Source organism: uncultured Allofournierella sp. (genome assembly GCA_944382705.1).
In the GTDB taxonomy this organism is placed as follows: domain Bacteria; phylum Bacillota; class Clostridia; order Oscillospirales; family Ruminococcaceae; genus Allofournierella.
The window spans coordinates 1-26,037 of the sequence record CALWNE010000053.1 but is presented as its reverse complement, the minus strand read 5'-3'; the positions used below and the strand labels follow the sequence as shown (position 1 = coordinate 26,037).

The window sequence follows — 26,037 nt, the reverse complement described above, 5'->3', positions numbered from 1 at the left end:
GCATGGTATAATCGGGCTTGTTCAAACACTTTGACGGAGAAAAGTAACCAGCTGCCCCGGCAAGAGAAAAGGCCCCCTTGGCTGTAAGGGCCTTACGGCAACGCCGCTGTGCGAAGTTCCCTCCCGAGTGGCCGGGCTGAACGGTGTGTGCACCCATTAGGCCGGGACGGTTTCCCCCGTTAACGGGATACGAGTGTTTGCTCTGAGAGCAAAAATTTGGGTGGTACCGCGGAGTTTTTTCAAAGGCTTCGTCCCTGTAAGCAATTACGGGGGCGGAGCCTTTTTTTCTGCCCCCTTCACAAAAGGAGAGTGCAAACATGAAAGAGGCATTGGAATCCATCCGCCGCACGGCGGACCAGCTGATTGCCCAGGCTGCCGACGAGAAAGCAGTGGATGAACTGCGGGTTCGTTTTTTGGGCAAAAAGGGTGAACTGACTGCCATTCTCAAGCAGATGGGCAAGCTCAGCGCCGAGGAGCGCCCGGTGGTGGGCGCCCTGGCCAACGAAGTGCGGGAAGCCATTGACGAGCAGATTCGCAGCCGCACCCAGGCACTGGCCCAGGCTGCTCTGGCTGCCCGCCTGGCTGCCGAGGAGATGGATGTTACCCTGCCGGGCACCCAGCCGGTGCAGGGCGGTCTGCATCCTTTCCATCTGGTGCTGAACGACTTGAAGGAAATCTTTTTGGGCATGGGCTTTGATGTGGTCAGCGGCCCCGAGGTGGAGCTGGACCACTACAACTTTGAGATGCTGAATATGCCCAAGAGCCACCCTGCACGGGATACCCAGGATACCTTCTACATCACCGAAAATATCCTGCTGCGCACCCAGACCAGCCCCATGCAGATTCGCACCATGGAGCAGCAGAAGGCCCCCATCCGCATCATTGCCCCCGGCCGGGTATACCGCAGCGACGCTGTGGACGCTACCCACAGCCCCCTGTTCCATCAGATTGAGGGCCTGGTGGTGGATGAAGGCATCACCTTCAGCGACCTGAAGGGCACTCTGGAGGTGTTCATCCGCAAGCTGTACGGCCCCGAAACCAAGGTTCGGTTCCGTCCCCATCACTTCCCCTACACCGAGCCCAGCGCCGAGATGGATATGAGCTGCTTTAAGTGCGGCGGCAAGGGCTGCCCCCTGTGCAAGGGCGAGGGCTGGATTGAGATTCTGGGCTGCGGCATGGTGCACCCCAAGGTGCTGGAAAACTGCGGCATCGACCCCGAGCGTTACAGCGGCTATGCCTTTGGCATGGGCCTGGAGCGCATTACCATGATGCGCTACGGCATTGACGATATGCGCCTTTTGTACGAAAATGATCTGCGCTTTTTGAAGCAGTTCCACTAAGAAACCAGGGAGGAAAACAAGTATGAAAATGCCATTGGGTTGGGCAAAGGAATTTGCCGATATTAACTGTACTCCCCAGGAATTTGCCGACCGCATGACCATGAGCGGCAGCAAGGTGGAGTGCTGGGAGAGCGAAGCGGACTCCATTGAAAATGTAGTGGTAGCCCGGGTGCTGGAAATTGTGCCCCATCCGGACTCTGACCATATGGTAGTATGCCAGATGGACACCGGCGCCGGCGAGCCTGTGCAGATTGTAACCGGTGCAGGCAACCTGAAGGTAGGCGATCTGGTGCCTGCCGCCCTGCACAAGTCCCGTCTGCCCGGCGGTAAGGAAATCCGCAAGGGCAAGCTGCGGGGCGTTGCTTCCAACGGTATGCTGTGCAGCCTTGGCGAGCTGGGCCTGACCATCCACGACTTCCCCAATGCTGTGGAAGACGGCATTCTGGTGCTGGACGAGGAATGGCCCACCGGCACCCCCATTGTCCAGGCTCTGGGGCTGGACGATGTAACGGTAGAGTTTGAAATCACCCCCAACCGGCCCGACTGCCTGGGTGTGCGTGCCCTGGGCCGGGAGACTGCCGCCACCTTCGGCGTGCCCTTTAAAGACCACCTGCCCCAGGTAAAGCCCGGCAGCGGCGATGTAAACCAGCTGCTGAAGGTTGAGGTGCAGAACACCGACCTGTGCTATCGCTACTGCGGCGCCGTGGTGGAAAATGTGCGGGTAAAGCCCAGTCCCCGGTGGATGCGCCAGCGTTTGCGCAACTGCGGCGTGCGGCCCATCAACAATCTGGTGGACATCACCAACTATGTAATGCTGGAGTACGGCCAGCCCATGCACTGCTTTGACCGCAGCTTTGTGAAGGGCGGCACCATCTGCGTGCGCAACGCCAAGGAAGGCGAGCAGATTGTAACCCTGGATGGCCAGGAGCGTGCACTCTCCCCCGAAATGCTGGTAATTGCCGATCTGGAAGGCCCCATTGGCGTGGCCGGTGTAATGGGCGGCGAGTACAGCGGCACCTACGAAACCACCACCAGCGTGGTGTTTGAAAGTGCTATGTTCAACGGCCCCAGCGTGCGTACCACCGCCAAAAAGCTGGGTCTGCGCACCGAGTCCTCCGGCCGGTACGAAAAGGGCCTGGACCCCAACGCCTGCCGCCGTGCTCTGGACCGTGCTCTGGAGCTGGTGCAGCTGCTGGATGCCGGTGATGTGGTAAACGGCGTGGTGGACATCTACCCCGCAGTGCGCACCAGCCGCCGCATTCCCCTGCGTCCCGAAGGCATTAACCGTCTGCTGGGCACCCAGCTGAGCCGCCAGGAGATGGTGGATATTCTCACTCCCCTGGGCTTTGTGATGGAGGGTGACGATGTGGTTTGCCCCACCGACCGCTGGGATATGCAGCGGGAATGTGACCTGGCCGAGGAAGTGGCCCGGTTTGTGGGATACAACAAGATTCCCAGCACCGTCATGAAGGGCTGCGCCCAGGCACGGCCTACCCCCCGCCAGCGTTTTGACGAGCAGATGACCAGCACCCTGGCCGGTTACGGCCTGTGGGAGTGCGAGACCTTCAGCTTCTACAGCCCCAAGTGCTTTGATTCCATCAATCTGCCCGCCGAAAGCCCCCTGCGTGATGCGGTGGTCATCTCCAACCCCTTGGGCGAGGATACCTCCATCATGCGCACCACCGCCCTGCCCAGCCTGCTGGATGTGGTGGCCCGCAACTGGGGTGCCCGTGCCGCCGAGTGTGCTGTGTTTGAGCAGGCCACCGAGTACCTGCCCAGCCCCCTGGCCCACGAAGTAGCGGACAACGATTTCAACAATTACGAGGCATTGTGTGGAAAACTGGCCGCCGAGGGCAAAACCCCCAGCGACCTGCTGCCCACCGAACGCCAAAAGCTGATTCTGGCCGCCTACGGCCCCCGTTGGGACTACCTGGCCCTAAAGGGCGTGGTGGAAAAGCTGCTGGCCTGCGCCGGCATCCGCCAGCTGCGCATTGAGCGCAACGCCGAAGGCACCACCTACCACCCCGGCCGTGCCGCTTTCCTGTACGACGGGGAGGTTCTGCTGGGCACTCTGGGCGAGCTGCACCCCACCGTGTGCGCCAACTACGGCATTAAGGCCCGTGTGGTAGCTGCCGACCTGGATCTGGACGCTCTGTTTGCCCAGCGCCGCCAGGATGTGGCCTTTAAACCGCTGCCCAAGCACCCTGCCACCAGCCGTGACCTGGCTCTGGTAGCCGATCTGTCTACCCCTGCCGCCGACCTGGTGCAGTGCATCACCAAAGGCGCAGGCAAGATTCTGGAAAGCCTGACCCTGTTTGACATCTACACCGGCGATAAGATGGAAGCCGGCAAAAAGAGCCTGGCCTACAATCTGGTGTTCCGTGCCGCAGACCGCACCCTCACCGATGAGGAAGTGGATGCTGCCGTACAGAAGATTCTCAAAAATCTGGCTGCCATTAATGTAACCCTGCGCAGCTAAATTCCTTTTATCGCACCTCTCTGGCCACCGCTGCAAGGGCAGCGGTGGCCTTGTTGCACACAGCTTTCAAACCATTTTTGTTTGTTTTGTGCGGGGGTTTTCTCTTGCAATCAGCGGGTAAATGGGGTATACTGAAAAAAACTATTCTGTTAAAGAGGGGGGCCACTGCTATGTCTGATCCTACCGCTGTATTTTCCATCTACGATGATCGGGAGCAAGAAATCCGTGCCATTGTGCAGGAAGTGTACGATGCCCTGAAGGAAAAGGGCTACAACCCCATTAACCAGCTGGTGGGTTACATTCTTTCTGAGGACCCCACCTATATTACCACCTACAAAAACGCCCGTTCCCTCATCCGCCGGGTGGACCGGGACGACCTGCTTCAGGCCATGGTGCGCAACTATGTGCGCCCCTGAGTTTTAATTGTTTTTGTTGTTTGCAAGGCCCTTTTGCCACAGGCAAAGGGGCCTTGTTTTTTTGCCTGTCCCGCTGGCGGGCGCACTTTGCAATGCCATATTTTTTTGGTATACTAGATTCTGTATAAGTTGTTGCGAAACGAGGTGTATTGTTTGGCTGTTTTGCGGGTGCTGCACTGCGTGGCCGGGCTGGATCACGGGGGCTATGAAAGCCTGTTGATGAACCTGTACCGGCAGATTGACCGGCAGGTGCTGCAATTCGATTTTTTAAGCTCCTTTCCCGGTGTATACGAGGAACCCATCCGGCAGCTGGGCGGGCAGATTTATTCCATTCCCTTTATCACCCAAAAAGGCCCCTTTGTGTACCAGCACCAGCTGGACCGGGTGCTGGCCCAGAACCGCTGGCCCATTGTGCATTCCCACATGGATAAATTCAGCGGGCTTGTCATGCGTCAGGCCCAAAAGGCAGGCATTCCGGTACGCATTGCCCACAGCCACAACACCCAAAACGAAGGGGGCGTGCTGTTCCACGCCGTCAAAAACTACTACGGCCGCATGGTGCTGCCCCACGCCACCCAGCTGTTTGCCTGTTCCCAGGCGGCAGCCCAGTGGATGTTCGGCTCCAGTGCCCCCAAGGCCCACATTCTGCTCAACGGCATCGACCCGGAACGCTTTCGCTTTGGGGCAGATGTGCGCACCCAGGCACGGGCAGAGTGGAACCTTAGCCCGGACGCCCTGGTCTTTGGCCATGTGGGCCGCTTTACACCTCAAAAAAACCATACCCGCATTCTGGATATTTTTGCTCATATCCACCGGATAAAGCCGGGCAGCGTTCTGCTGCTGGCAGGCTCTGGCCCTCTGGAGCAGGAGATGCGCAGCAAAGCAGCCCGGCTGGGGCTGGCCGCTCAGGTGCACTTTTTAGGCCCACGGCAGGACATTCCCCAGCTTTTGGCCGCCATGGACGGCTTTCTCTTTCCTTCCTTGCACGAGGGGCTGCCTGTTACCCTGATTGAAGCCCAGGCTGCCGGGCTGCCGGTGCTGGCGGCCTCCACCATTACCAGCGAAGTCTGCGTTACCCCCCTGGTGCAGCAGCTGGACCTTGCCCAACCGGACGAAACCTGGGCCAGCCAGCTGGTGGCCGCAGCCCAGGCCCAGCAAAACCGCCGCAGCTGCCCTGCCAAGGCCCTGGCCGATGCCGGTTATGACATTCGCCAGACTGCGGCCTGGCTTACCCAATTTTATCTGGAACAGGCAGACCGGGCCGGGTGGCGATAACCGGGCCCTTTGCCTTGCTATCTGTTTTAACCATGGAGGTTCGCCAATGGAACAACAGCCCCTTGTAAGCGTGATTGTGCCGGTATACAACGCCGGGGCGCATCTGCTGCCCTGCCTTGCCAGCATTGCTGCCCAAAGCTTGCAGCAGCTGGAAGTGATTCTGGTGGAAAACGGCAGCAGCGATGATTCCGCTGCCCAGTGCCGCCAGTTTATCCAGCAGGACCGCCGGTTCAAGCTGCTGATTCTGCCGGAGCCGGATGTCACCCAGGCCCGCCGGGCCGGGCTGGAGACCAGCTGTGCCCCTTGGGTATCCTTTGTGGACTGTGACGACCTGCTCCACCCTCAAATGCTGCAATCCCTTTTGGAGGGCTGCATCAGCACCGGCCTGCCGGTGGCCTGCTGCCGCCTTGCACCCTTTTGGGGCCAGCCGCCCCAAGCCCAGCCCATTGCCGCCGCTCCGCAGGTTCTGGCCGCTCCCCAGCACCAGATTGCCCTGCTGCAAAGCAAGGCGGTGGAGTACAGCCTGTGCAACAAGCTCTACGCCCGCTGTCTGCTCCAACGGGTGGAGTTTGCCTGCCCAGCTGCCAGCAACGAGGATTTATATCTCAACTGGCTGCTCTTTGGCCACAGCCCCGGCCTTGCCCAGCTGGACTTTGTGGGCTATTTTTACCGGCAGCACAACGCTTCTGCCAGCCACCGGCCCCTCACTGGCCAGGTCATCCAGCAGCAGCTTTTGGTGGCCAGCAACATTGCCCAAAGTGCCCAAAATTCCCCGAGCAGTTCTCTGCAAACGGCGGCCCAGGCTTTCTACTACGAAAAACTGTTGTACCTCAACAGCATGATTCTGCGGCAGAAAAACTCTGCCCCTCTGGCCAGCCAGCACAAAGAACTGGTTGGTCTGGCTCGCCAGCAGCTGGGGGCTGCGCTGGGCAACGCCAGCCTTTCCCCCACCATGAAGTGCACCGCCCTGCTCACCTGCTGGGGCGGCATCTTTTACCGGCTGCTCTGCCGTCTTATGCTGCGTGACCGGCGCTGAAGGCCCGGCTTTTTGTAAGGAGAACTCATGAAACTGCTTTTTATTCTGGACAGTGTGGAATTTCCCCTGGCTCCCACCCCTGCCCTGGCCCGCCGCTGTGCCGCTGTGCTGGCCCAGGCGGGGCACGAGGTGCATCTGCTGGAGCTCCACGACGGCCAGACCCTGCCCCCAAAGGCTGAGGGCTGCACCCGCACCCTGCTGGCCTTTGAGGATGAACGGGTGATGAACCAGCTGCTGGAATTTGGCCGCCCCGGCGGAACCCCTGTCTGGCTGCGGCTGGCCCGCCTTAGCCTTCGCCCCCGTGCTGCCTGGGCTGCGGTGCGGCAGATTGCTCTGCACCACCCCCGCCGGGTGAGTGCTGCCCGCCGTGCCATCGAGCAGCTGAACCAACAGCACCGGTTTGATGCCGCTATTGCCGTGGCTGCTCCCTATGCAGCCAGCTTTGCCCTGCAAAAGGCCATGGTGCGCTGCAAAAAGGCCAGCTGGCAGATGGACCCCTATGCCGCCAACCAGGATTACCAGGCCCCCGGCGCCTACCAGCGGGAACGCCAGCTGTGCGCTGCCATGGACCGGCTGTTTGTAACTCCCCTCATGGCCCGGGACTATGCCCCCGGTGCCCCTCTGGCAGACTTTGCCGCCAAAATGCAGGTGCTGGACTTTCCCAGTCTGGTGCCGTTGCCCCAGCAGCCCCAAGCTGCCAGCCACGGGCCGCTCCGGTGCGTGTTTGCAGGCAGCCTGTATCCCTCGCTGCGCACCCCCCACTTTGCGCTGGAACTGTTCTGTGCATTGAATGACCCCCAGGTGGAGCTGGTCTTTGTGGGGGGCGGCTGGGAACATTACCCACCCCAACTGGTGGAGGATGCCCGCCGGATTCTGGGCCAGCGGCTTACTATAACCGGGCCGCTTTCGCCCCAACAGGCAGCGGAACAGCTGGCCCGTGCCGATGTGCTCCTCAATCTGGGCAACGCAGTGGACAACCAGGTGCCCAGCAAACTGTTCGAATACTTTGCCGCCGGCAAGCCGGTGCTGCACCTGGGCAAGCTGGCCCAGGACCCCTGCCTGCCCTATCTGGAACGGTGGCCCCTTTCCCTCTGCCTGTTGGAACAGCAGGGCTGCCCCCCTCAGGTGCTGGGCCAGCTGGCAGAATTTTTGCACCACAGCAGCCGCTGCCGTATTCCCTTTGAACAAACCCAGGCACTGTTTGCCGCCAACACCCCACAACAGGTGGCCAGCCAGCTGACGGCCGCTTTTCAGGAGTGATTCATGCAATGAAAGTATTGTGGCTTTTGAATTTTATTCCCCCTGTCATGGCCAAAGCCCTCCGTCTGCCGGTGCAGGCCGGGGGCAGCTGGGTGATGGCTCTGCAACAGGCCTTGCAGGGCTTTGGCCCCCTGGAACTGGTACTCTGTGCCTATGCAAACCAGCTGGAACAGCCCCAGCGCCGCCAGCTGGAAGGCTGCACCTATCTGGTGCTGCCCTCCAGCGGCGGCAAACAGGCACTGGAACAGGCGCTCCAGCAGGAGCAGCCGGATCTGGTGCAGCTGTTCGGCACCGAATTTCAGCACGCCCAATGGCTGTTTGAGTGTTTTGATGCCCAGCGCATTCTGGTGCACATTCAGGGTCTGGCCGGGCCTTACGCCCAGCACCTGCCAGACGGCTTGCCGCCCCGGCTGCTCCGTGCCCATCCCCTCCGGGACCGGCTGGCTCAGGCCACCGGCGGCAGCACGGTACACCAGCTTTACCAAACCATGACCCGCCAGGGCCAGGCGGAACAGCAGCTCTTTGGCCAGGTGTGCCATGTATTAGGCCGCACCCAATGGGACAGAGCGCTGGCCACCGGCTGGAACCCCCAGGTGCAGTACCACTGCATTGGTGAAATCATGCGCTCTGTCTTTTATGAAGGGGGCTGGCATCCCCGGACACCGGGCTGTGACCCTGTTTTATTCGTGAGCCAGGCCCATCTGCCCTTTAAGGGCTTGCACTGGCTGATAGAGGCTCTGCCGGAAATTCGCCGCCACTTCCCCGGTGTTCAGGTGCAGGTGGCAGGCTGGCCGCCCCAGAACAAGGGCCTGCTGCAGCCTGTCTACCACTGGCTGGCAGACTACCAGGGCTATCTGGCAGGGCTGGCCCGCCGTCTGGGCGTGGCGGATTGCATCCACTACACCGGCGTGCTGGACGCCGCCGGAATGCGCGACGCCTTTTTAAACAGCGATGTATTTGTAATGCCCAGCACCATCGAAAACAGCCCCAACGCTTTGGGCGAAGCCATGCTGCTGGGTATGCCCTGCATCGCCGCCCAGGTGGGCGGCATTCCCAGTATGCTCACCAGCGGCAAGGAAGGGCTTCTGTTCGACCCCTGCCAGCCGGGAGCACTGGCCCAACGGGTGGTGGAACTGCTCCGCCAGCCCCAAAAGGCCGCCCAACTGGGTGCGGCAGCCCGCCAGCGTGCACTGGCCGCCCACGACCCTGCCGCCATTGCCCAGGCCCACTGGGTGCTTTACCAACAAATCTGCTCAAAGGAGGTTCAGCCATGAACAGCCGCCCGGTGGTTACGGTGTTGATTACCACCTACAACCAGGAACGGTACATTGCCCAGACCATTGAAAGCGTTCTGGCCCAAAAAACCGACTTTCCGTTTGAAATTTATATCAGCGAGGACTGCGGCACCGATGGAACTCGTGCCATTTTGCAGCAATATGCCAGCCGTTACCCGGATTTAATCCGCCTGAACCTGCGCAGCCAGAATGTGGGCATCAGCCGCAACTGGTACGAGGGCCTTTGTGCCGCCCGGGGCGAGTTCGTCTGCACTTTGGAGGGGGACGACTGGTGGCTGGACGACCACAAGCTGCAAAAACAGGTGGACTTTTTGCGTGCCCACCCGGACTATGCGGCGGTAAGCCACAGATTGCAGCTTACCGACGACAGCGGCCGCACCTACGAAACCCTGCCCAATGACCCCCGCATCCTCAACCGGGATACCACCATGGAGCTGTTTTTGCGGGGCATTACCTATTCCTGCACTGCCTGCCTGGTTCGCAATCGGTTTGATGCAGCGGACAAAGCCCTTTATAACTATGTGACCGCAAACCGAAGCATTGCGGACTTTGCCCTTTGTATGCTCTATTTAAGCTGGGGCAAGGTATTTGTTATGGACCAGGCCCTTTCTGCCTACCGGGTAGCGGGCAGCAATCCCAACCACCAAAACTACAACGCAAGCCAGAGTGCCCTCAAAAAATATGCCGACTTTTTGGATGTGGTACAGGCCAGCGAAGCCTACTGGAAGGGCCGCTATTCCTTTACCCTGTGTTACTGCAACGGCAGTTTTTACCCCCTGATTGACCGGATAAAGCAAGGCGGGGCGGTGGCATTTATCAAGCTTATGGGCCGTATGCCCCTGGCTGCAAAGCTGTTGTTCCCCTTTTACAGTGCCGCTCGCTGTGCAGGGCTTGTGTGGAATAAACTCACCGGAGGGAACCGCGCATGAGCTGCCCCTGTTACAGCGTGATTGTTCCGGTATACAACGCAGAAAAAACCCTGGCCCGCTGTGTGCAGAGTATTTTGCAGCAGGCGCCCCAGGACCTGGAACTGATTTTGGTGAACGACGGCAGCCAGGATGGCAGCGGCCCTCTGTGCGATGAACTGGCCCGCCAGGATGCACGCATTCAGGTGGTACACCAGCCCAACGGCGGTGCCAGTGCAGCCCGGAATGCAGGGCTGGAGCTGGCCCGGGGCCACTACATTCAGTTTGTGGACGCAGACGATTGGGTGCTGCCCGGCCTGTACCAGGCCGTCGGCCAGCTGCTGACCCCACCAGTAGACCTTTTAATCTTTGGGGTGCAGAATATCCCCCCCGTTCCGGAGCCCAAACTGCCCGACGCTTTGTATGCCAGCCTTGGGGAATTGCGCAGTGACTTCAAACGCTATCTGGTGGATACCGGCCAGTTTGCCTGCCCCTACAATAAGTTCTACAGCCGCCAGCTCATCGGCACGCTTCGCTTTGATGTGAGCCTGCCCATCAACGAGGATTTTATGTTCAATCTCCAGGTGCTCAAGCACTGTGGGGCTGTGCGGATGATTCCCCAGGAATATTATGCCTACGACCAAAGCAACCTTAACTCCCTGTCCCGCTCGCTGCGCACCGACTTTTTGCAGGTTGAACAAGCCACCCGCAGCACTTTTGAGGAATTTTGCCTGCATTATGGCCTTTCTCCCCAGCAATTTGAAGGGCTGCTGTCTGCCCGCATGGGCCAAACAGCCCTTGCCCAGATGTCCCATCTGATAGAGCGCCGTGGCCCGCTTTCGCTGAGGCAATACTGCCAGATTATCCGCCAGCTGCTTGCAGAACCCAGGTACCGGCAGGCCCTTGCCCATAAGTTTGCCGCCGATTCCAACCGGCTTTTGGCCCTGCCCTATCGGTTCTGCATCAAGCTTCGGTTTGCACTGCCCATGGCCCTTTGGTGCTGGCTGCGGTGCAGCACCACCCATTCACTTTAATTTGTTCAAGGAGGACTCCCTTGTATGTCCACTGTATTAAGCTGCATCATCCCTGTTTACAATGCAGAAAAATACCTAAAAAAAAGCGTTGAAAGCGTGCTGAGCCAGAGTTTTGCCTGGTTTGAGCTGATTCTGGTGGACAATGCTTCCACCGATGAAAGCCGGAAGCTCTGCGAAGAATTTGCCCGCCAGGACGAACGGGTAAAGGTAATCACCCAGCCAAAGCAAGGGGTAGCTGCCGCCCGCAACGCAGGGGTGGAGGCCGCCAACGGCCGCTACATCACCTTTGTGGATGCGGACGATGTTCTGCTGCCCAAGGCATTTGAAAAATGCGTGCAGGCTATGGAAAATCAAAATCTGGATTTGGTCAGTTTTGATTTTGTCTTTCGCAGCGACAGCCAGGATACCCCTGCTGCCTACCCTGCCTTTTCTACCCAAACCCTGGCAGAGTTCTGGCCCCATTTTGTGGAGTACTACCAGGCAAATTTGTTTTTTGCATTGTGGAACAAGGTCTACCGCACCCAGCTGATTAAGGGGCATTGCCTTTGTTTTGATGAATCCATGCGCACCGGTGAGGACATCGCCTTCAACTGCGCTTACCTAAAAAACTGCAACAAGATTCAGCATCTTGGCAGCTGTTATTACGAATATTGGGCTCATCCCCAAACGCTGACCCGGCAACCCTCCCTGGAACATATGGAAAACAGCCAGCGCATTCTGCACCTGGTGCGGGACTTTTTGGAGCAGTGCGGCCAGTCCCAGCTGTATCCTCCCCTGGTTGCCTCCCAGCTGCCCTGGGACACTGCCTGCTTTTTTGACCTGCTGACCGATTCCAGCCGGGACTACACCCTTCAGCAGCGCAAAACCGGCCTGGAACAGCTGTTCCGCAACAAAATCTGGCATACAGCCCTGCTCACCCAGCTGGAGGAGCGTGAGGGCCGCTACCACCAGTTTTTGCGGTTTGCCGTCCAGCACAAAAGCATTCGGATGGCCCTGCTGCCGGCTGTCATGCGCTCCAAGCAGTCCTTTGTGCAAAAAATCCGCACACTGCTAACGCTGTAAAAAATTTTTCTGCTTTGCCGCCTGAACCAGAGCGGCAGCAATCCGGTTTGGGCCTCTAGGCCCAGACCCCAACAAGGAGAATGTACATGGCTGACCCCATTTTGTCCATCATTACCACCGTTTATAATGTGCGGGACTATCTGCCCCAAACGGTGCAAAGCATACTGGCCCAATCCTTTACGGATTTTGAACTGCTGCTGGTAGACGACGGCTGTCCCTATGGCAGCGGTGCCTTGTGTGACCAGCTGGCCAAGCTGGACCCCCGCATCCGGGTGATTCATAAGCCAAACGGCGGGCCTGCCTCTGCCGCCAATGCGGGGCTGGACCAAGCCCGGGGGCGGTATGTGGGCTTTGTGAACGGAGACGATGTGGCGGAGCCCACCATGTACCAGACCCTTTACGAGGCCATCTGCCAGTCTGGTGCACGAATTGCCGCCTGCTGCGGCGACTGCATCGACCAAAACGGCCAGCCCATCCCCTCCCAGGGGGTTACGGTGGAGCAAACCGGCGTGAGGGATGCCCAGGAGCTTTTGCTGGAGGCCTTTCGTACCGGGCGTTTTTACGGCCCTTTAAGCTGGAACAAATTGTTCGACATCCGCACCTTCCGGGAGAAGGGCATTCATTACGACGAGACCATGCACTTTGGCGATGATGCCAGCGTGCTTCATCTGGTGTTTGAAGGGGAACAGATGGTTTGCCTGGATAAAGTTTTATACCACTACCGCTCCCGGGAAGGCCAGATTACCCAGGCCGACCTGTTTTCGCTGCGCAAGCTGGACGATTTGCGGATGTACTGGAACTGGCTGTGCTATTTTTCGGCCCAGCCCCAGCGTGCTGCCCTGTACCGGCCCTGGGCCGTTGTGCGGTACTGGAACCTATTTTACACCCTCTGGCACCAGGCCCACGCCGCCGGTGCCATGGCCCAGGCCGGGCCTGCCTTTACGCCTCATTTGAAACACCTGCGCAGCCTGATGAAGGATTTACTCCTTAGCCCCCACCTGTCGCTGCCGGCACGGCTGCGGGCCGCCGGGTTCTGTGCTTGTCCCCATCTGGTCTATGGCCTGGCCTGCTGCTGGGGCCGCTTGTTAACCCCCCGAAAGGAGCCTTGATTGTTTATGTCACGCCCTGCCATTAGTGTGATTGTGCCGGTCTACAACGCAAAAGCCTGGCTTTCCGCCTGTGTGGAAAGCATTCTTGCCCAATCTTTTGCCGACTTTGAGCTGCTGCTGGTTGACGATGGTTCCACCGACGGCAGCCGGGAGCTGTGCTGCCAGCTGGCACAAAAGGACGCCCGCATCCGGGTTATCTGCCAGCCCAACCAGGGGCCTTCCGTAGCCCGCAACCACGGAATTGAGCAGGCACAGGGAGAGTATCTTTCCTTTGTGGATTCCGACGATATCCTCTGCGGCGAGTTTTTGCAAACCCTCTACCAGGCTTGCCAGCAGCATCAGGCGGATATGGCCATGTGCGCTGTGGAGGATGTGCGGGAGGATGGCACCAGCAATGCCCCCCCTCGCTGCACCCTGCCCGCCGCCACCGGTGTGTTCTGCGGCCAGGACCTTCTGGAATGTCTGTTCGGCTCCCATGGCCCCTGTTATTCGGTGGTGTGGAACAAGCTGTACCGTGCCACGGTGTGGCAGCATCTGCGCTTTACCCCCGGCAAGTCCCACGGAGAGGACAATCTGATTTCCCACCGGATGCTGGCCCAGTGCCAGCGGGTGGTTTGTCTGGATGAGGTATTGTACCGCTATCGGGTACGCAGCGGCAGCCTGTGCCACAGCGGATTAACCCCCCAGGCCTTTCAGCAGGTAGAAGCGGAAATTGACCGGTACCGCTTTTTTAAAGAGCAGTTCCCCCACCGCTCCCAGCTGATTGAAACTGCCTATGCCATGTGCTGGAAGCAATTTTTGTGCTTTTGTGCCCAGGCAAGGCAGGCCCCCACCCCTGCCTTGCAGCAGGCCATGGCCCAGCAGCAGCGCAATTTGCGGCCGCTCCTTGGCCACCTGCCTGCCAGCTCTCAGCTTGATTTTTGGCAAAAATGCTCGGCGGTGCGCTGGTGTCTCACCCCTGTGGGCCTGCTTTGCCCTGTAACCCATTCCCAACAGGAGGAAACCCCATGAGCCACACTCCCTTTAAACAGCCGTTGCAGGTGGTTCTGGTGCCGCCTCCCGTGCTGCCCCTGCCCCAGGTGCAGGGCGGCGCGGTGGAAACCCTGCTCACCCATTTAATGGAGCAGAACGAACAACAAGGTCTGCTCTCTCTGGTTTGCGCCTCCATCCCCCACCCCCAGGCTCAGCAAAAGGCTGCTGGCTACCGCCACACCAAAATGCTGTATCTGCCCCAGCCCTCACCCCATCCGCTGGACCGTGCACGGGCCATCTGGCAGCGGTGCCAGGGAATGCTGCCTCCCTCCGACCCATGGTACAACGCAGTTCTGGACCAGCTGCGCCAGGGGCCCCGCCCGGATTTTTTGGTGGCAGAGGGCGGCAACCCCATGCAGTTTGGGGCTTTAAGCCGCTGGGCCGGGCCTCAGCGGTGCCTGTTTCATCTCCATGGGCACAGCCACTCCAACCCTTACATGGATCGTATGTTTGGGGGAATTCTTGCTTTAAGCCACTTTCTCCGTTCCGAATACCTTGCCACCAGCCAGCTGCAGCCCCAAGCTGCACACCTGGTGCACAACTGCATTGATTGCAGCCGTTTTACCCCCGGCACGCCGGATGGGGCCCTGCGCCGCAGCCTGGGCCTTGCGCCGGAGGATTTTGTGGTGCTGTACTGCGGCCGGGTCATTGAGGAAAAAGGCATTGAACCCCTGATGGATGCCATTGCTCTTTTGGGGGATACCCTTCCTGCAAAACTGCTCATTGTGGGCAGTCCCTTTTTTGCCCAAAGCCAGGAAAGCCCCTTTTTGACCAAGCTGAAAACCAAGGCCCAGGCCCTGGGCAGCCGGATTCAATTTACAGGCTTTGTGCCCAACGAACAGCTGCCCCAATACTACCGCTGCGCCAATGTTTGCTGCATCCCCACCTTGGTGGAGGAGGCCGCCGGGCTTGTGTGCATGGAAGCCATGGCCTGCGGCATTCCCATTATCGCCACCGAAAGCGGCGGTATGCCGGAGTACCTGGCGGGCAGCAAGGCCCTGGTGCTGCCCCGCACCCCCCAGCTGCCCCAGCTGCTGGCCCAGGCCATCCACCAGCTTTACCAGTCTCCCCAGCAATGCAGGGAGATGGCCCTGGCAGGCACGGCGGTGGCGCAGCGGTATTCGCCCCAGGCATTCTACCGGGAATTTGTGGCTGCGCTGCACGCCCAGCAAGCCCTGATTCCCTGACCCATTTACTTTTTTGCAAGGAGGCAGCGGATTTATGCCCACTGTTACCATTATTGTGCCGGTGTACCGGGCCATTCACACCCTGGGCCGCTGTGTGCAGAGTATCTCCAGCCAGAGTTTTCGAGATTTCCAGCTGCTTTTGGTGGACGACGGCAGTACCGATGGCAGCGGCCAGCTGTGCGATGTGCTGGCCACGGCAGATGAGCGCATTCAGGTGATTCACCAGGCCAATGCCGGAGTAAGCCAGGCCCGCAATGCAGGGCTGGCCGCCGCTGTGGGAGAGTGGATTGTGTTTGTGGATGCGGACGATGTTCTGGCCCCCCATGCGCTGGAAAGTGCGCTTGCCGCCCAAACCCTGCACCCCCAGCGGTGGGTGGTTTGGCCCCACATCACAACCAGCCCCCAGCAGCTGCCTGCCGCTCCCAGCGGCGAAGGGCAGCTGCTGGGGCCGGAAAAACTGGCCTATGTGTACCGGGACTGCTGCCTTTCCATGCCCTGGAACAAGCTATACAAGCGGTCGGTGCTGGAGGAAGGCATCCCCCTGCGCTTTGACCCGGCCTATTCTTTGGGCGAAGATTTACTGTTCTGCCTGGATTATGCCAACCGCTGGTTTGCTGGCACAGGGGAAGGGTTCTTTCAACTTAAAGAACCACAAACCTTTTATGAACAGGGCCCTAATCCGGACAGTCTGACCCAGCGGTATCGCAGCGATTTCTGCCAGCTCTGGACCCGGCTGTTTGCCCGTCTGCTGGCAGATTGCAGGGCGCGGAACTGCCCCCCTGCCGACCTGGTGCATGTGTGGCACAGCTACCTGACCACCCTCTGCTTTGGCATAACCGATGAACTGAACCGTGGCCCAGGCACCCCAGCCCAGCGGCGCAAAAGGGTTGCCCAGTTTATGGCACAGCCCTGCTGCAAGGAGCTGTGCCGCCAGCTGTGGCGCATGGGCTATTATGCCCCCCTGGCCACCGCCCTGGCACTGCGCAGCCCCCGGCTGGTAAGCTGGCTGTGGCAGCTGCGGCAAACAAACCCGGATTTGTACGGCAAGGCCCAGGCCATTGGGCAGATGTTCTGCCCAGCCCCTGGCAACTAGCTGTTTTTGCTTTTCGTGCCTTTTTGTGCTATAATAGCACGATATTTTTTACAATAAATTCAACCGGGTCATCCCTTGCTTTGGGAGCGGCCCCTGTAAAGGGAGTGTGCTGATGCAAACACCAACCGAACCCCACTGGGACACCATCATCCGGCCACGCACCGGCTGGTTTGACATTGATTTTAAGGAGCTGTGGCGCTACCGTGACCTGGTGGTGCTGTTTACCAAGCGCAATTTTGCTATTTTGTATAAGCAGACCATTCTGGGCCCGCTCTGGATTCTGCTTAACCCCCTCATTACCACCATTTTGTTCAATGTAATTTTTGGGGGCATCGCCAAGCTGCCCACCGAAGGGGTGCCCAGCTTTTTGTTTATTATGGCCGGCAACACCCTGTGGACGCTGTTTGCCTCCTGCATCAACAACACCGCCAACACCTTTGTGACCAACGCCAGCGTGTTTGGCAAGGTGTATTTCCCCCGGCTTACTATTCCTTTGTCCCAGGTGCTCACGGCGGTTATCAACTGCATGATTCAGTTTGCCATGTTCCTGTGCTTCTGGGTGTTGTTTGCCTGCACCCCTCTGGGCCAGGGCAGCCAGTTCCAGCTTACCGGCTGGGTACTGTACCTGCCGGTGGTGCTGGTGCAGGTAATGCTGCTGGGGCTTGGTGTGGGTATTATTGTTTCCAGCCTGACCACCAAGTACCGTGACCTGGCCATTGCTGTGGGGTTTGGCGTGCAGGTTTGGATGTACGCCACACCGGTGATGTACTCCACCACCACCCTGGGCAGCCAGCCGCTGCTGCAGGCTGTGGTGCGCTTTAATCCCATGACCGCCCCCATTCAGGCTTTTCGCCTGGCTCTGCTGGGCTGCGGCAGCGTGGATGTGGGCAGCCTTGTGTACAGCCTGGCAGTCACCCTTGTGCTGCTGGCACTGGGTGTGATTTTGTTCAGCCGCATTGAAAAAACCTTTATGGACACCGTTTGACCAAAGGAGAGCCACTATGCAAAGCACTGCATCTACAAGCAACAAAGAGCCTGTCATTCAGGTGGAAGGGCTGAAAAAGCAGTACAAGCTAGGCCAGATTGGCGGCGGTACTCTTACTGCCGACCTGCAAAGCTGGTGGGCCCGCATCCGCGGCAAGGAGGACCCCAACCTGCCCCTGGGCACCGATACCCGGCTGTTTGGCCAAACCTTTATGGCCCTGAATGGGGTGGATTTGACCATCTACAAGGGCGAGGCCGTGGGCATCATCGGCCGTAACGGCGCAGGCAAGTCCACCCTGCTCAAGCTGCTCAGCCGCATCACCGCCCCCAGCGAGGGGGAAATCCGCATCAAGGGGCGCATCGCCAGTATGCTGGAGGTGGGCACCGGCTTTAACCAGGAGATGACCGGCCGGGAAAACATCTACATGAACGGTGCCATTTTGGGCATGAGCAAGGCGGAGGTGGACTCCAAGCTGGACCAGATTATCGCCTTTTCGGAATGCGGCGATTTCATCGACACCCCGGTAAAGCGGTATTCCAGCGGTATGTTTGTAAAGCTGGCCTTTGCGGTGGCCGCCCATCTGGACAGCGAAATCATGATTATGGACGAGGTGCTGGCCGTTGGCGATATGAAGTTCCAGCAAAAGTGCCTGGGCAAGATGGGGGATGTGGCCAACCAGGAGGGCCGTACCGTACTGTATGTGAGCCATAACATGAGCACCATCCGGCAGCTGTGCACCCGGTGCATTGTGCTGGATAAGGGCCGGGTTCTGTACGACGGCGATGTGGATACCGCCATTGCCATTTATATGGATACCACCGATGTAAACATTGTGGATTACGACCTTACCAACTGCAACCGGCTGGTGCCGGGTGCTGCCAGCCGCCTGTTTGTGGACCGGGTGCTGTTTGTGGGCAAGGAAAGCAGTGTGTATGCCAGCGGCGAGCCGCTGCGGGTGCAGCTGTTCTGGCGTGCCTTCCAGCACTTTGATGCCGTGAACATGAAGCTGGAAATCCGCTACCGGGATGCCGAGTCCATCGGCATTACCCACCCCATTACCCTGGGGCCTGCCCAGCCCGGCAAGCTGTACACCACCACCTTTTGTTTTGACACCTCTCTGTTGAGCGAGGGGCAGTATTTCTTTTATCTGGATGTGTTCGAGCGGGAGCCCTCCTGTGCTGTCTGCCTGGATATGCCCGCCGAACAGTTCGCCTTTGAAATCACCAATTCGGACCGTACCCTTACCAAATGGGAAAGCTACTGGGGGCACATTCACTTCCCCCCGGTGGTGCTTGAGGAACAGTCCGGCCAGTAAGTTGCGCTTTGGCTGCCTGTGTTTGCGAGCCAAAGCATCGCAAAGGAGCGGTTTTGTTGACCATCTGTTTTTTTGCTGCCCAATACCTGCCCACGGTGGGCGGTGTGGAGCGTTACACCTGCAATCTGGCCCGCCAGGTGGCAGCCCGGGGGCACCGTGCTTTTGTGGTAACCAGCCAGCTGCCGGGGCTGCCGGTGCAGGAAACCGACCCCCATGGGGTAAAAATTCTGCGGGTGCCCTCCTGGCTTTTGATGAAGGGGCGTTTCCCCGTACTAAAGCCAGGCCCAGCCCTGGGCCGCATTTTACAGCCCCTGTGGGATGCAAAGCCTGACCTGCTGGTGGTCAACACCCGGTTTTATCCCCTTAGCCTTTACGCAGCGGCCCAGGGCCGCTTGAGGGGCATTTCCACCATTGTTGTGGACCATTCCACCGGTCACCTGCCCATGGGTAGTGCCCTGTTAAACGCCGCCGGAGCCTGTTACGAACATCTGGCCGCTGCCTTTTTGCGGCTCTGCAAGCCCCAATTTTATGGAGTGAGCCAGGGGGTATGCCGCTGGCTCACCCATTTTGGCATCCAGCCAGCGGGCACGCTCTACAACGCTGTAGATCCTCAGGCGATACAGCGCATTGCAAGGGATCCAAACGCAGTGGATTGGCGGGCTCGCTTGGGGCTGCCTGTCCGCTGTCGCCTGGTTGTATTTGTAGGCCGGATGATTGCGGAAAAAGGTGTGGAGGAGCTGGCCCAGGCTTTTGTAAAAGCCCAGCTGCACAACTGTGTGCTGCTGATTGCAGGGGATGGCCCCTTGCGGGAACAGTTGATTGTCCAGCAGCTGCCCAGGGTTTACTGCCTGGGTGCTGTACCTCACAACCAGGTGCTGCAACTGCTGAGCCAGGCGGATTTGTACTGCCTGCCCACCTATTATGCCGAGGGCTTTCCCACCACTTTTTTGGAGGCTGCAGCCTGTGGGTGCCCCATTGTGACCACCCGCACCGGCGGAAGTGACGAACTTCTGCCCAGCGAGGATTACGGTTTGCAGCTGGACAGCCCCGACCCTACCCTTTGGGCCGATGCGCTGTGCCGCTGCCTGAACGACGACGCCTGGCGCACCAGGGCCAGCCAAAACACCTTGACCCGCCTGGAACATCATTTCACCTGGGACACAGTGGCTGATGCCCTGCTGGCCCTGGCAGAACAACAAGCTTAAAAGGAAGCAACACATTATGCTGAAACTACTCATCGTCATACCCGCCTACAACGAAGAAGGCAACATTGTGCAGGTGATCAACAACCTGCGCCGGTGCTGCCCTCAGCACGACTATGTGGTGGTGAATGACGGCAGCCGTGACCGTACCGCTGCTTTGTGCCGTGCCCATGGATTTCGGCTGATTGACCTGCCTGTAAACCTGGGCCTTGCCGGTGCGTTTCAAACCGGTGTGCGCTACGCTGCCGAAAACGGGTATGACTGCGTGCTGCAATTTGATGCAGACGGCCAGCACCTGCCCCAATACATCGACCCCATGCTGCAGCTTTTGGAGCAAGGGGCAGATATTGTGATTGGCAGCCGCTTTGTGCAGGTAAAAAAGCCCAAAAATTTGCGTATGCTGGGCAGCTATCTCATCAGCTGGGCAATCCGGCTGACCACCGGCCAAAAAATCTGCGACCCTACCAGTGGTATGCGGATGTTCAACCGCCGCATGGTGGATGAATTTGCCATGAATCTGAACTATGCACCGGAACCGGATACCATCAGCTACCTGATTAAAAACGGCGCTGTGGTGCAGGAGCTTCAGGTAAAAATGGAGGAGCGCACCGCCGGCTCCAGCTACCTGAACTTTGCCCGCTCCATGCAGTATATGCTCAAGATGGGTTTTTCCATCCTGCTGATTCAGTGGTTCCGCAAACGGGAACCTGTGACTTTTTATCCTGAAAGGAGATTCTGAGGGATATGGTATTGTTTGTGCCCTCTTTGCTTTCCGGCCCCATTCGCCTGCTGCTGGTTTTGGGCAGTTTTTTAACCTTGCTGTTTGTACTGCGCCGGGTGCGGCAAGCAAAAGTTCAGATTGAAGACTCCATTTTTTGGCTGTTTTTTTCGGTTTTTTTGCTGCTTTTAAGCCTGTTTCCGGAGTTTACCACCCTTGTTGCAAAGCGCTTTGGCTTTGTAAGCGAAATCAATGTGGTGTATCTTTCCATTATCTTTCTGCTGCTCACAAAGCTGTTCTTTTTGTCCATGCGGGTAAGCCGGCTGGACAGCACCCTGCGGGATTTAACCCAGCGTGTGGCACTGGACGAAGAAAAGGCAGAACGGGCCAAACAAGCTACCCGCCAGCCCAATGGTTCCAGCTGTGGGGTACAGCGAGTGCCCACAAAAGAACAGGACTTTTAAGCCCTGCTTCTATTCGATGAAACAAAAAGAAGTTCTGGCAATAGTTTACATTGCCAGAACTTCTTTTTTATGTTATAATAAAATGTAAAGCAATCATTCAGTTTTATGTTCCGCACTGTGCGGAATGGCACTCGCTCAGCTCTGCCTGAGGCCCGGAGCCTCGCCTGTGGTGCAGCTGAGCCAACATCATCGAAATGGAGGGTTTCTAGAATGGCATTTACCCCGAAACTGACCTATAAAGGTAAGCCTTTGGTGCGCTGCAACAACGAAATTTACTTTGGCAGCCTGGCTGACCCCTTTGTAGTTTTTATGCAGATACTGACCACAAAAGAAGAACAGGGTGTTACCGTAGCCGATAAGGTTCATGTCATGCTGCTGAGCACCGACTCCACCAAAGCTCTGCCCGACCGTGTTATCAAGCAGAGCAGCAAAAACGGTCTGTTTGCCGCTTTGGAGATTGGCTCTATGTGGCTGGAGCGCGCCTTGAAAGAGGCTGCTTCTGCTGGCAAAAAGGCATAACCCCTTTAACAACAAGCACAAAACACCACCTTCGCCATGGCGAAGGTGGTGTTTTTATTTGTTTTGCTTCATGCTGCTGCAAAGTGTTCTTGTAAGGATAACTCCAGCAGTTTTGCAGTGTTTCAGCCTATGCCGCAGCAAACGGCTTTTGTTTTGTGCCAGGTGTCATTCTTCTTTGCTTTAAGCAAAGCGAGGGTCCAGCCGCTGCTGTACATACTGCTCCAGCAGTGCACAGCTGGCATCAAACTGGGCCTGCTCCTCCTGGGTCAACACCGGCAGAAAGGCCGCCTGTGCTCCCTGGCTCCCCACCTGGCGGGGAATGCTTGTAAAAATTTCCGGGTGGTTTGGGCTGCGCCGGTAGGGGCCGGAGCACATCATCACCTGGCCGCAGTCTGCAAAGATGGCACCAATCAGCTCTGCGGCTGCACTGCCAATACCAAACTCGGTGCAGCCCTTACCTGTTACGATATGCCAGCCTGCCTCAATGGTCTGTCTGGCCACCTGCTGCCGGTCCAGTGCGCTAACCCGCTGGGGCTGCTGCTGGGCCAGCTGTTCCAGGCTCAGGCCACCGATGCGCACCTGCGAAAAGATGGGTACCTGGCTGTCTCCATGTTCACCCAGGCAAAACCCCTCCACGCTGGCAGGCTGAACAGCCAGCTGCTGGGCCAACCGCACCCGAAAACGGGCGGAATCCAGGGCCGTTCCGGTACCCACTGTGGGAAGCCCAGTTTTGCGGGCAAAGTACTGAGCCACCAGGTCACAGGGGTTGGTAATGCCCACCAGCACACCGGCAAAGCCACTGGCTTTAAGCTGGGGCAAAATTTCATCCGCTATATCCAAGGCCACTTCCAGTTCTTCCAGCCGATTTTCCTCAAAAATGGCGCCGCAGTAGGCCAGCACGCACACCTGTGCATCCCCAATGTCCTGGTAACTGCCGGCATATACCCGGGTATTTTTGCCTGCATAGCAGGCTGCGTCCTGCAAATCCTGTGCATGGCATTCGGCTTTTCCTGCATCGGTATCCAGCAGCACAATTTCCTCGCAGATGTCCCCCAGCATCAAAGCACTGGCCACATGAGAGCCCACATGGCCTGCGCCAACAATCGCAACCTTCCGTTTCATGTTTTGCTCCTTTTAGTGCAATATCTTACTAAATTAAACCCCTGCAAAAAAGCCGCCAAAAGCGTTTGGCCCTTGGCGGCTTTGCAAACCTTACAGAATTATTCTTCCACTTCTTCGGCGCAGTCCTCGCAGTCGCACTCGTCGCCGCAGTCGCACTCACCGAACTCGATTTCAAACTCAGCACCGCAGTTGCCGCAGCATACCTGCTCGTTCAGCAGGGTATCCTCATCCACCACGGTTACAGCGCCGCAGTTAGGGCAGGTGAGCTCGTAATCAATGGAGCAATCCTCTTCCTCACAGCAGCAGTCCTCGTCGTCGCAGCAGCAGTCGTCTTCTTCCTCTGCGTCGCTCTCGTCCTCGTCTTCGTCCTCCTCATCCTCGCCAAACAGGAGGTCTTCCAGCTCATCCATGTCCTCGTCCATGGCGTCCAGTTCATCGTATACCTGGTCCATATCTGCATCCAGCTCGGTTACGGTTTCGCACAGCTGGGCTACCAGGTCATACATGGCCTTCAGAACCTTGCCCTCCTTGCTGGAATGTTCGATTTCCAGGCCTTCCATCAAGCCCTTCAGGTATGCAGCACGCTCTTTCAGTTCCATTGTTCGTTCCTCCTTAAAAGAAATCCAGAGAACCGGCAGGTTTTGTACAGGGCAAAATGCCCCACATCAGCCGCCTTTTGTTCTGTTTATAAAAACGCCTTGCAGCGTTTTGGCTTACATAAAAAAATGGAGCGGCGGCATAGCCGCCGCCCCAATCACAATACAGTTCATGCCAAGCGGGCCGATTAAGCGCGCTCCATGTACTCGCCGGTACGGGTGTCCACACGGATCATGTCGCCCTCGTTGATGAACAGGGGTACACGAATTTCAGCGCCGGTCTCCAGCTTAGCGGGCTTCAGGGTGTTGGTAGCGGTGTTACCCTTGAAACCGGGCTCGGTCTCGGTAACCTGCAGCACTACAAAGTTGGGAGCTTCCAGGCCAAACACATTGCCCTTGTAGCTCAGAATCTTAACCATCTCGTTTTCCTTCACGAACTTGAAGGAATCGGACAGATCGCTCTCGTTCAGCGGGGTCTGCTCAAAGGTCTCGGTGTCCATAAAGTAGTACAGGCCACCATCCTCGTACAGGTACTGCATCTCACGACGCTCGATGAAAGCAGTGGGGAATTTATCGCTGGGGTTGTAGCTCTTTTCGGTTACAGCACCGGTGATTACATTCTTGGTTTTGGTACGCACGAAAGCAGCACCCTTGCCAGGCTTTACATGCTGGAACTCTACAACCTGCAGCACGTTGCCGTTTTCCTCAAAAGTTACGCCATTGCGAAAATCGCCAGCAGAAATCATAAATGATCCTCCATTTACTTATTTAAAATTGCTTCTTCCTCATCAGCGCCGCGGCCTTATCCTGCCAGAGTACTCTCGCAGGTGTCTGGCACCGTTGACATATCCAATGATATTTTACCCCACAAACGGGCATTTTTCAAGCCCTTTTCGTGGGATTACCCCTTGGGGAACCGGGTATTTGCGAAATTAAGCCCCAAAAGGGCCTTTTCGGCTTACCGGCTTAGCCCAGGCTCTCAAAATAAGCCTTCATGGCTGCCGCATCCTCCGCCTGGGTACCGGCAGATTCGCAGATGATGGTGGGGCACAGATTGCGCTCATAGCACAGCTCCATCAGCGGCTCAAACTCCGGGCCATACACCGTATCCGCAAAGGTAAGGTGCTGCTTTTCTCCGCCGGTGGTGTACTCAATTTTGCTGAAATGCACATGGAAGCAGCGGGCCCGTTCATCCCCCAGCACCTCCCCCATTCGATCCAGAATAGCGGCGTAGTCCTGCTTGGTTTTAATGCTGCCCTGGTCTCTTGCGTTCAGGTGCCCAAAATCGATGCAGGGAGTAATGCGGGGGTCCACCTTACACAGGGCCAGAACCTCCTCCAAGGTGCCCAGCTGGCCTACCTTGCCCATGGTTTCGGGGCAGAGAACCACATCCGAAAAACCTGCCTGGTCCACCGCTTCCACCATGCGGTGCATGGTGTCCAGGGCTTTTTCCAGGGCGGCTTGCCTGCTCTGCTTGCCGCAGCTGCCGGAGTGAAAAATCACCCGGTTGCCCCCCAGTGCACGGATGGCCTGGGCGCTTTGCAAAATATAGGTGATGCTGTTGAGGCGTTTTTCCTCCTCCATGCTGCTCATGGAGATGTAATACGGCGCATGAAGGCTGAACCGGATGTTGTGGATTGCCGCCTGGGCTGCAATTTTTTGAGCCAAATCTTCCTTCAGGCGCACACCCCGGCCGCACTGGTATTCAAAGGCATCCAGCCCCATGCGGCGGGTGTAGGCAGGCACCTGCTGGCTGTTTTTGTAGCCCATAGCCTGAAAGCTTTCACTGGTACCAGCGGTACCAAACAGGATGCTCACAGCAGTTTTCCTCCTTTACGGTAGTAGCGATTCAAAAAAGGCTGTTCCAGCTTGCGCTTGAACCGAATGCCCTTGTGGGTATCCTCGGTCATGGGCAGCACCACCAAAGCACGGATGCCATACAGCGCAGCTGCCAGACGATCGGTGAACAGCTGGTCGCCCACAATGGCCAGCTGGCTGCGGCTTACCCCCAGCTGTTTGCTGGCCTTTGCAAGGCCCCAGGGCAGGGGCTTGCAGCACATGGCCTGATAGGGCAGCCCCAGCTTTTGGGCGAAGGGCTCCACCCGGTGCTGGGTGTTGTTGCTGGCAATGGCCAGCTGAATGCCCGCCTGCTGCATCTGGGCCAGCCAGCTGCGGATGTGGCCGGGCAGCTCCTGGCTGCCGTGGGCTGTCAGGGTATTATCCACATCCAACAGCAGGGCGGTAATGCCTTGGCTGCGCAAAAATTCCGGCGTAATGCGGGACGCATCCCGAAACAGGTAGCAGGGTGTAATGAACATACTGGCCTTCGCCTCCTTTTGTAAAGTAAACGGTACACTGCCCCCGATTGAGTAAGGCAGCATAAACAAAAAACAATAAAAAAATGAGCAGGCCCAACTGATGGGCCTGCTCGGGCGTTTGCACGCATTGTTAGCCTTTGTTCCGGCCACCGCAATTACTTAAACTTGCGCTTGCGGGCAGCTTCGGACTTCTTCTTGCGGCGCACAGAGGGCTTCTCGTAAGCTTCACGCTTGCGAACCTCGGCAAGCACACCGCTGCGGGCGCAAGAACGCTT

26 protein-coding genes and 1 other annotated feature are annotated in these 26,037 nt (G+C 58.0%); of the genes, 20 read left to right on the top strand and 6 right to left on the bottom strand.

Translation table 11 applies throughout. The features are described from left to right. Positions 1–21 precede the first annotated feature (21 nt). Positions 22–259: a binding site (T-box leader), on the top strand. A gap of 58 nt (positions 260–317) precedes the next feature. The 20 genes from pheS to ACH2EM_RS07865 all read left to right on the top strand — a co-directional run bounded on the left by pheS (position 318) and on the right by ACH2EM_RS07865 (position 21,726). After that, on the top strand, positions 318–1,340 hold the full coding sequence (pheS, locus tag ACH2EM_RS07960) for a phenylalanine--tRNA ligase subunit alpha (protein WP_395151653.1): 1,023 nt from the start codon (positions 318–320) through the stop codon (positions 1,338–1,340). Positions 1,341–1,362: 22 nt separating this feature from the next. Further along, complete coding sequence (gene pheT / locus ACH2EM_RS07955) at positions 1,363–3,819, top strand: phenylalanine--tRNA ligase subunit beta (protein ID WP_395151651.1); 2,457 nt, start codon at positions 1,363–1,365, stop codon at positions 3,817–3,819. Between the two features lie 170 nt (positions 3,820–3,989). Further along, positions 3,990–4,235, top strand: a complete 246-nt coding sequence (locus tag ACH2EM_RS07950) for an IreB family regulatory phosphoprotein (protein WP_395151649.1) — start codon at positions 3,990–3,992, stop codon at positions 4,233–4,235. A gap of 153 nt (positions 4,236–4,388) precedes the next feature. Then, a complete protein-coding gene (locus tag ACH2EM_RS07945) occupies positions 4,389–5,510 on the top strand; it encodes a glycosyltransferase family 1 protein (RefSeq protein ID WP_395151647.1) in 1,122 nt (373 codons plus the stop codon). Positions 5,511–5,556: 46 nt separating this feature from the next. Then, complete coding sequence (locus ACH2EM_RS07940; RefSeq protein WP_395151645.1) at positions 5,557–6,546, top strand: glycosyltransferase family 2 protein; 990 nt, start codon at positions 5,557–5,559, stop codon at positions 6,544–6,546. A 27-nt stretch (positions 6,547–6,573) separates the two neighbouring features. Further along, a complete protein-coding gene (locus ACH2EM_RS07935) occupies positions 6,574–7,806 on the top strand; it encodes a glycosyltransferase (protein ID WP_395151643.1) in 1,233 nt (410 codons plus the stop codon). A gap of 8 nt (positions 7,807–7,814) precedes the next feature. After that, a complete protein-coding gene (locus tag ACH2EM_RS07930; RefSeq protein ID WP_395151641.1) occupies positions 7,815–9,080 on the top strand; it encodes a glycosyltransferase family 4 protein in 1,266 nt (421 codons plus the stop codon). After that, entirely contained in the window at positions 9,077–10,030 is a 954-nt protein-coding gene (locus tag ACH2EM_RS07925) for a glycosyltransferase (protein ID WP_395151639.1), read from the top strand. Before ACH2EM_RS07930 ends, ACH2EM_RS07925 begins: the two co-directional genes overlap by 4 nt. Beyond that, on the top strand, positions 10,027–11,040 hold the full coding sequence (locus tag ACH2EM_RS07920; RefSeq protein ID WP_395151637.1) for a glycosyltransferase family 2 protein: 1,014 nt from the start codon (positions 10,027–10,029) through the stop codon (positions 11,038–11,040). The genes ACH2EM_RS07925 and ACH2EM_RS07920 overlap by 4 nt, the downstream gene beginning before the upstream one ends. Before the next feature lie 24 nt (positions 11,041–11,064). Beyond that, positions 11,065–12,102, top strand: a complete 1,038-nt coding sequence (locus ACH2EM_RS07915) for a glycosyltransferase family 2 protein (RefSeq protein ID WP_395151635.1) — start codon at positions 11,065–11,067, stop codon at positions 12,100–12,102. A gap of 86 nt (positions 12,103–12,188) precedes the next feature. Beyond that, positions 12,189–13,211, top strand: a complete 1,023-nt coding sequence (locus tag ACH2EM_RS07910) for a glycosyltransferase family 2 protein (protein ID WP_395151633.1) — start codon at positions 12,189–12,191, stop codon at positions 13,209–13,211. Between the two features lie 6 nt (positions 13,212–13,217). Further along, complete coding sequence (locus ACH2EM_RS07905; RefSeq protein ID WP_395151631.1) at positions 13,218–14,222, top strand: glycosyltransferase; 1,005 nt, start codon at positions 13,218–13,220, stop codon at positions 14,220–14,222. Continuing rightward, positions 14,219–15,430 (top strand): glycosyltransferase family 4 protein, encoded by a 1,212-nt coding sequence (locus ACH2EM_RS07900; protein ID WP_395151629.1) that lies wholly within the window; start codon positions 14,219–14,221, stop codon positions 15,428–15,430. The genes ACH2EM_RS07905 and ACH2EM_RS07900 overlap by 4 nt, the downstream gene beginning before the upstream one ends. 34 nt (positions 15,431–15,464) lie before the next feature. Continuing rightward, positions 15,465–16,523: a glycosyltransferase family 2 protein gene (locus ACH2EM_RS07895; RefSeq protein ID WP_395151627.1), complete on the top strand. Its 1,059-nt coding sequence runs from the start codon at positions 15,465–15,467 to the stop codon at positions 16,521–16,523. Between the two features lie 112 nt (positions 16,524–16,635). Then, positions 16,636–17,508, top strand: a complete 873-nt coding sequence (locus tag ACH2EM_RS07890) for an ABC transporter permease (RefSeq protein ID WP_395151625.1) — start codon at positions 16,636–16,638, stop codon at positions 17,506–17,508. A gap of 16 nt (positions 17,509–17,524) precedes the next feature. After that, positions 17,525–18,823: an ABC transporter ATP-binding protein gene (locus ACH2EM_RS07885; RefSeq protein WP_395151623.1), complete on the top strand. Its 1,299-nt coding sequence runs from the start codon at positions 17,525–17,527 to the stop codon at positions 18,821–18,823. Positions 18,824–18,879: 56 nt separating this feature from the next. After that, positions 18,880–20,028, top strand: coding sequence for a glycosyltransferase family 4 protein (locus tag ACH2EM_RS07880; protein WP_395151621.1), 1,149 nt, complete (start codon positions 18,880–18,882; stop codon positions 20,026–20,028). 16 nt (positions 20,029–20,044) lie between these two features. Next, positions 20,045–20,764, top strand: a complete 720-nt coding sequence (locus ACH2EM_RS07875) for a glycosyltransferase family 2 protein (protein WP_395151619.1) — start codon at positions 20,045–20,047, stop codon at positions 20,762–20,764. A 5-nt stretch (positions 20,765–20,769) separates the two neighbouring features. Next, on the top strand, positions 20,770–21,207 hold the full coding sequence (locus ACH2EM_RS07870) for a DUF2304 domain-containing protein (RefSeq protein WP_395151617.1): 438 nt from the start codon (positions 20,770–20,772) through the stop codon (positions 21,205–21,207). Positions 21,208–21,417: 210 nt separating this feature from the next. Further along, complete coding sequence (locus ACH2EM_RS07865) at positions 21,418–21,726, top strand: hypothetical protein (RefSeq protein WP_395151615.1); 309 nt, start codon at positions 21,418–21,420, stop codon at positions 21,724–21,726. A 180-nt stretch (positions 21,727–21,906) separates the two neighbouring features. Here the strand turns inward: ACH2EM_RS07865 and ACH2EM_RS07860 are convergent, their stop codons facing one another. The 6 genes from ACH2EM_RS07860 to rpsU form a co-directional block, all read right to left on the bottom strand. After that, complete coding sequence (locus ACH2EM_RS07860; protein ID WP_395151613.1) at positions 21,907–22,848, bottom strand: hypothetical protein; 942 nt, start codon at positions 22,846–22,848, stop codon at positions 21,907–21,909. 98 nt (positions 22,849–22,946) lie between these two features. Then, the gene (locus ACH2EM_RS07855) at positions 22,947–23,447 is read right to left on the bottom strand and encodes a CD1247 N-terminal domain-containing protein (RefSeq protein ID WP_395151611.1); all 501 of its coding nucleotides are present in this window, start codon (positions 23,445–23,447) and stop codon (positions 22,947–22,949) included. Positions 23,448–23,632: 185 nt separating this feature from the next. Continuing rightward, positions 23,633–24,190: an elongation factor P gene (gene efp, locus ACH2EM_RS07850; RefSeq protein WP_395151609.1), complete on the bottom strand. Its 558-nt coding sequence runs from the start codon at positions 24,188–24,190 to the stop codon at positions 23,633–23,635. 220 nt (positions 24,191–24,410) lie between these two features. Further along, positions 24,411–25,262 (bottom strand): TIM barrel protein, encoded by an 852-nt coding sequence (locus tag ACH2EM_RS07845; protein WP_395151607.1) that lies wholly within the window; start codon positions 25,260–25,262, stop codon positions 24,411–24,413. Next, positions 25,259–25,762 carry a YqeG family HAD IIIA-type phosphatase gene (locus ACH2EM_RS07840; RefSeq protein WP_395151605.1) on the bottom strand — a complete coding sequence of 168 codons (504 nt, stop codon included), beginning with the start codon at positions 25,760–25,762 and terminating at the stop codon, positions 25,259–25,261. The genes ACH2EM_RS07845 and ACH2EM_RS07840 overlap by 4 nt, the downstream gene beginning before the upstream one ends. 155 nt (positions 25,763–25,917) lie before the next feature. After that, positions 25,918–26,037, bottom strand: a 120-nt coding sequence (gene rpsU / locus ACH2EM_RS07835; RefSeq protein ID WP_395151768.1) for a 30S ribosomal protein S21, incomplete at its 5' end; no start/stop codon positions are given.

What these genes read in the sequence shown, in the direction of transcription:
- pheS (WP_395151653.1), top strand. Translation starts at nt 318, where the DNA reads ATGAAAGAGGCATTGGAATCCATCCGCCGCACGGCGGACCAGCTGATT.
- pheT (WP_395151651.1), top strand. Translation starts at nt 1,363, where the DNA reads ATGAAAATGCCATTGGGTTGGGCAAAGGAATTTGCCGATATTAACTGT.
- ACH2EM_RS07950 (WP_395151649.1), top strand. Translation starts at nt 3,990, where the DNA reads ATGTCTGATCCTACCGCTGTATTTTCCATCTACGATGATCGGGAGCAA.
- ACH2EM_RS07940 (WP_395151645.1), top strand. Translation starts at nt 5,557, where the DNA reads ATGGAACAACAGCCCCTTGTAAGCGTGATTGTGCCGGTATACAACGCC.
- ACH2EM_RS07935 (WP_395151643.1), top strand. Translation starts at nt 6,574, where the DNA reads ATGAAACTGCTTTTTATTCTGGACAGTGTGGAATTTCCCCTGGCTCCC.
- ACH2EM_RS07930 (WP_395151641.1), top strand. Translation starts at nt 7,815, where the DNA reads ATGAAAGTATTGTGGCTTTTGAATTTTATTCCCCCTGTCATGGCCAAA.
- ACH2EM_RS07925 (WP_395151639.1), top strand. Translation starts at nt 9,077, where the DNA reads ATGAACAGCCGCCCGGTGGTTACGGTGTTGATTACCACCTACAACCAG.
- ACH2EM_RS07920 (WP_395151637.1), top strand. Translation starts at nt 10,027, where the DNA reads ATGAGCTGCCCCTGTTACAGCGTGATTGTTCCGGTATACAACGCAGAA.
- ACH2EM_RS07915 (WP_395151635.1), top strand. Translation starts at nt 11,065, where the DNA reads ATGTCCACTGTATTAAGCTGCATCATCCCTGTTTACAATGCAGAAAAA.
- ACH2EM_RS07910 (WP_395151633.1), top strand. Translation starts at nt 12,189, where the DNA reads ATGGCTGACCCCATTTTGTCCATCATTACCACCGTTTATAATGTGCGG.
- ACH2EM_RS07905 (WP_395151631.1), top strand. Translation starts at nt 13,218, where the DNA reads ATGTCACGCCCTGCCATTAGTGTGATTGTGCCGGTCTACAACGCAAAA.
- ACH2EM_RS07900 (WP_395151629.1), top strand. Translation starts at nt 14,219, where the DNA reads ATGAGCCACACTCCCTTTAAACAGCCGTTGCAGGTGGTTCTGGTGCCG.
- ACH2EM_RS07895 (WP_395151627.1), top strand. Translation starts at nt 15,465, where the DNA reads ATGCCCACTGTTACCATTATTGTGCCGGTGTACCGGGCCATTCACACC.
- ACH2EM_RS07890 (WP_395151625.1), top strand. Translation starts at nt 16,636, where the DNA reads ATGCAAACACCAACCGAACCCCACTGGGACACCATCATCCGGCCACGC.
- ACH2EM_RS07885 (WP_395151623.1), top strand. Translation starts at nt 17,525, where the DNA reads ATGCAAAGCACTGCATCTACAAGCAACAAAGAGCCTGTCATTCAGGTG.
- ACH2EM_RS07875 (WP_395151619.1), top strand. Translation starts at nt 20,045, where the DNA reads ATGCTGAAACTACTCATCGTCATACCCGCCTACAACGAAGAAGGCAAC.
- ACH2EM_RS07870 (WP_395151617.1), top strand. Translation starts at nt 20,770, where the DNA reads ATGGTATTGTTTGTGCCCTCTTTGCTTTCCGGCCCCATTCGCCTGCTG.
- ACH2EM_RS07865 (WP_395151615.1), top strand. Translation starts at nt 21,418, where the DNA reads ATGGCATTTACCCCGAAACTGACCTATAAAGGTAAGCCTTTGGTGCGC.
- ACH2EM_RS07860 (WP_395151613.1), bottom strand. Translation starts at nt 22,848, where the DNA reads ATGAAACGGAAGGTTGCGATTGTTGGCGCAGGCCATGTGGGCTCTCAT.
- ACH2EM_RS07855 (WP_395151611.1), bottom strand. Translation starts at nt 23,447, where the DNA reads ATGGAACTGAAAGAGCGTGCTGCATACCTGAAGGGCTTGATGGAAGGC.
- efp (WP_395151609.1), bottom strand. Translation starts at nt 24,190, where the DNA reads ATGATTTCTGCTGGCGATTTTCGCAATGGCGTAACTTTTGAGGAAAAC.
- ACH2EM_RS07840 (WP_395151605.1), bottom strand. Translation starts at nt 25,762, where the DNA reads ATGTTCATTACACCCTGCTACCTGTTTCGGGATGCGTCCCGCATTACG.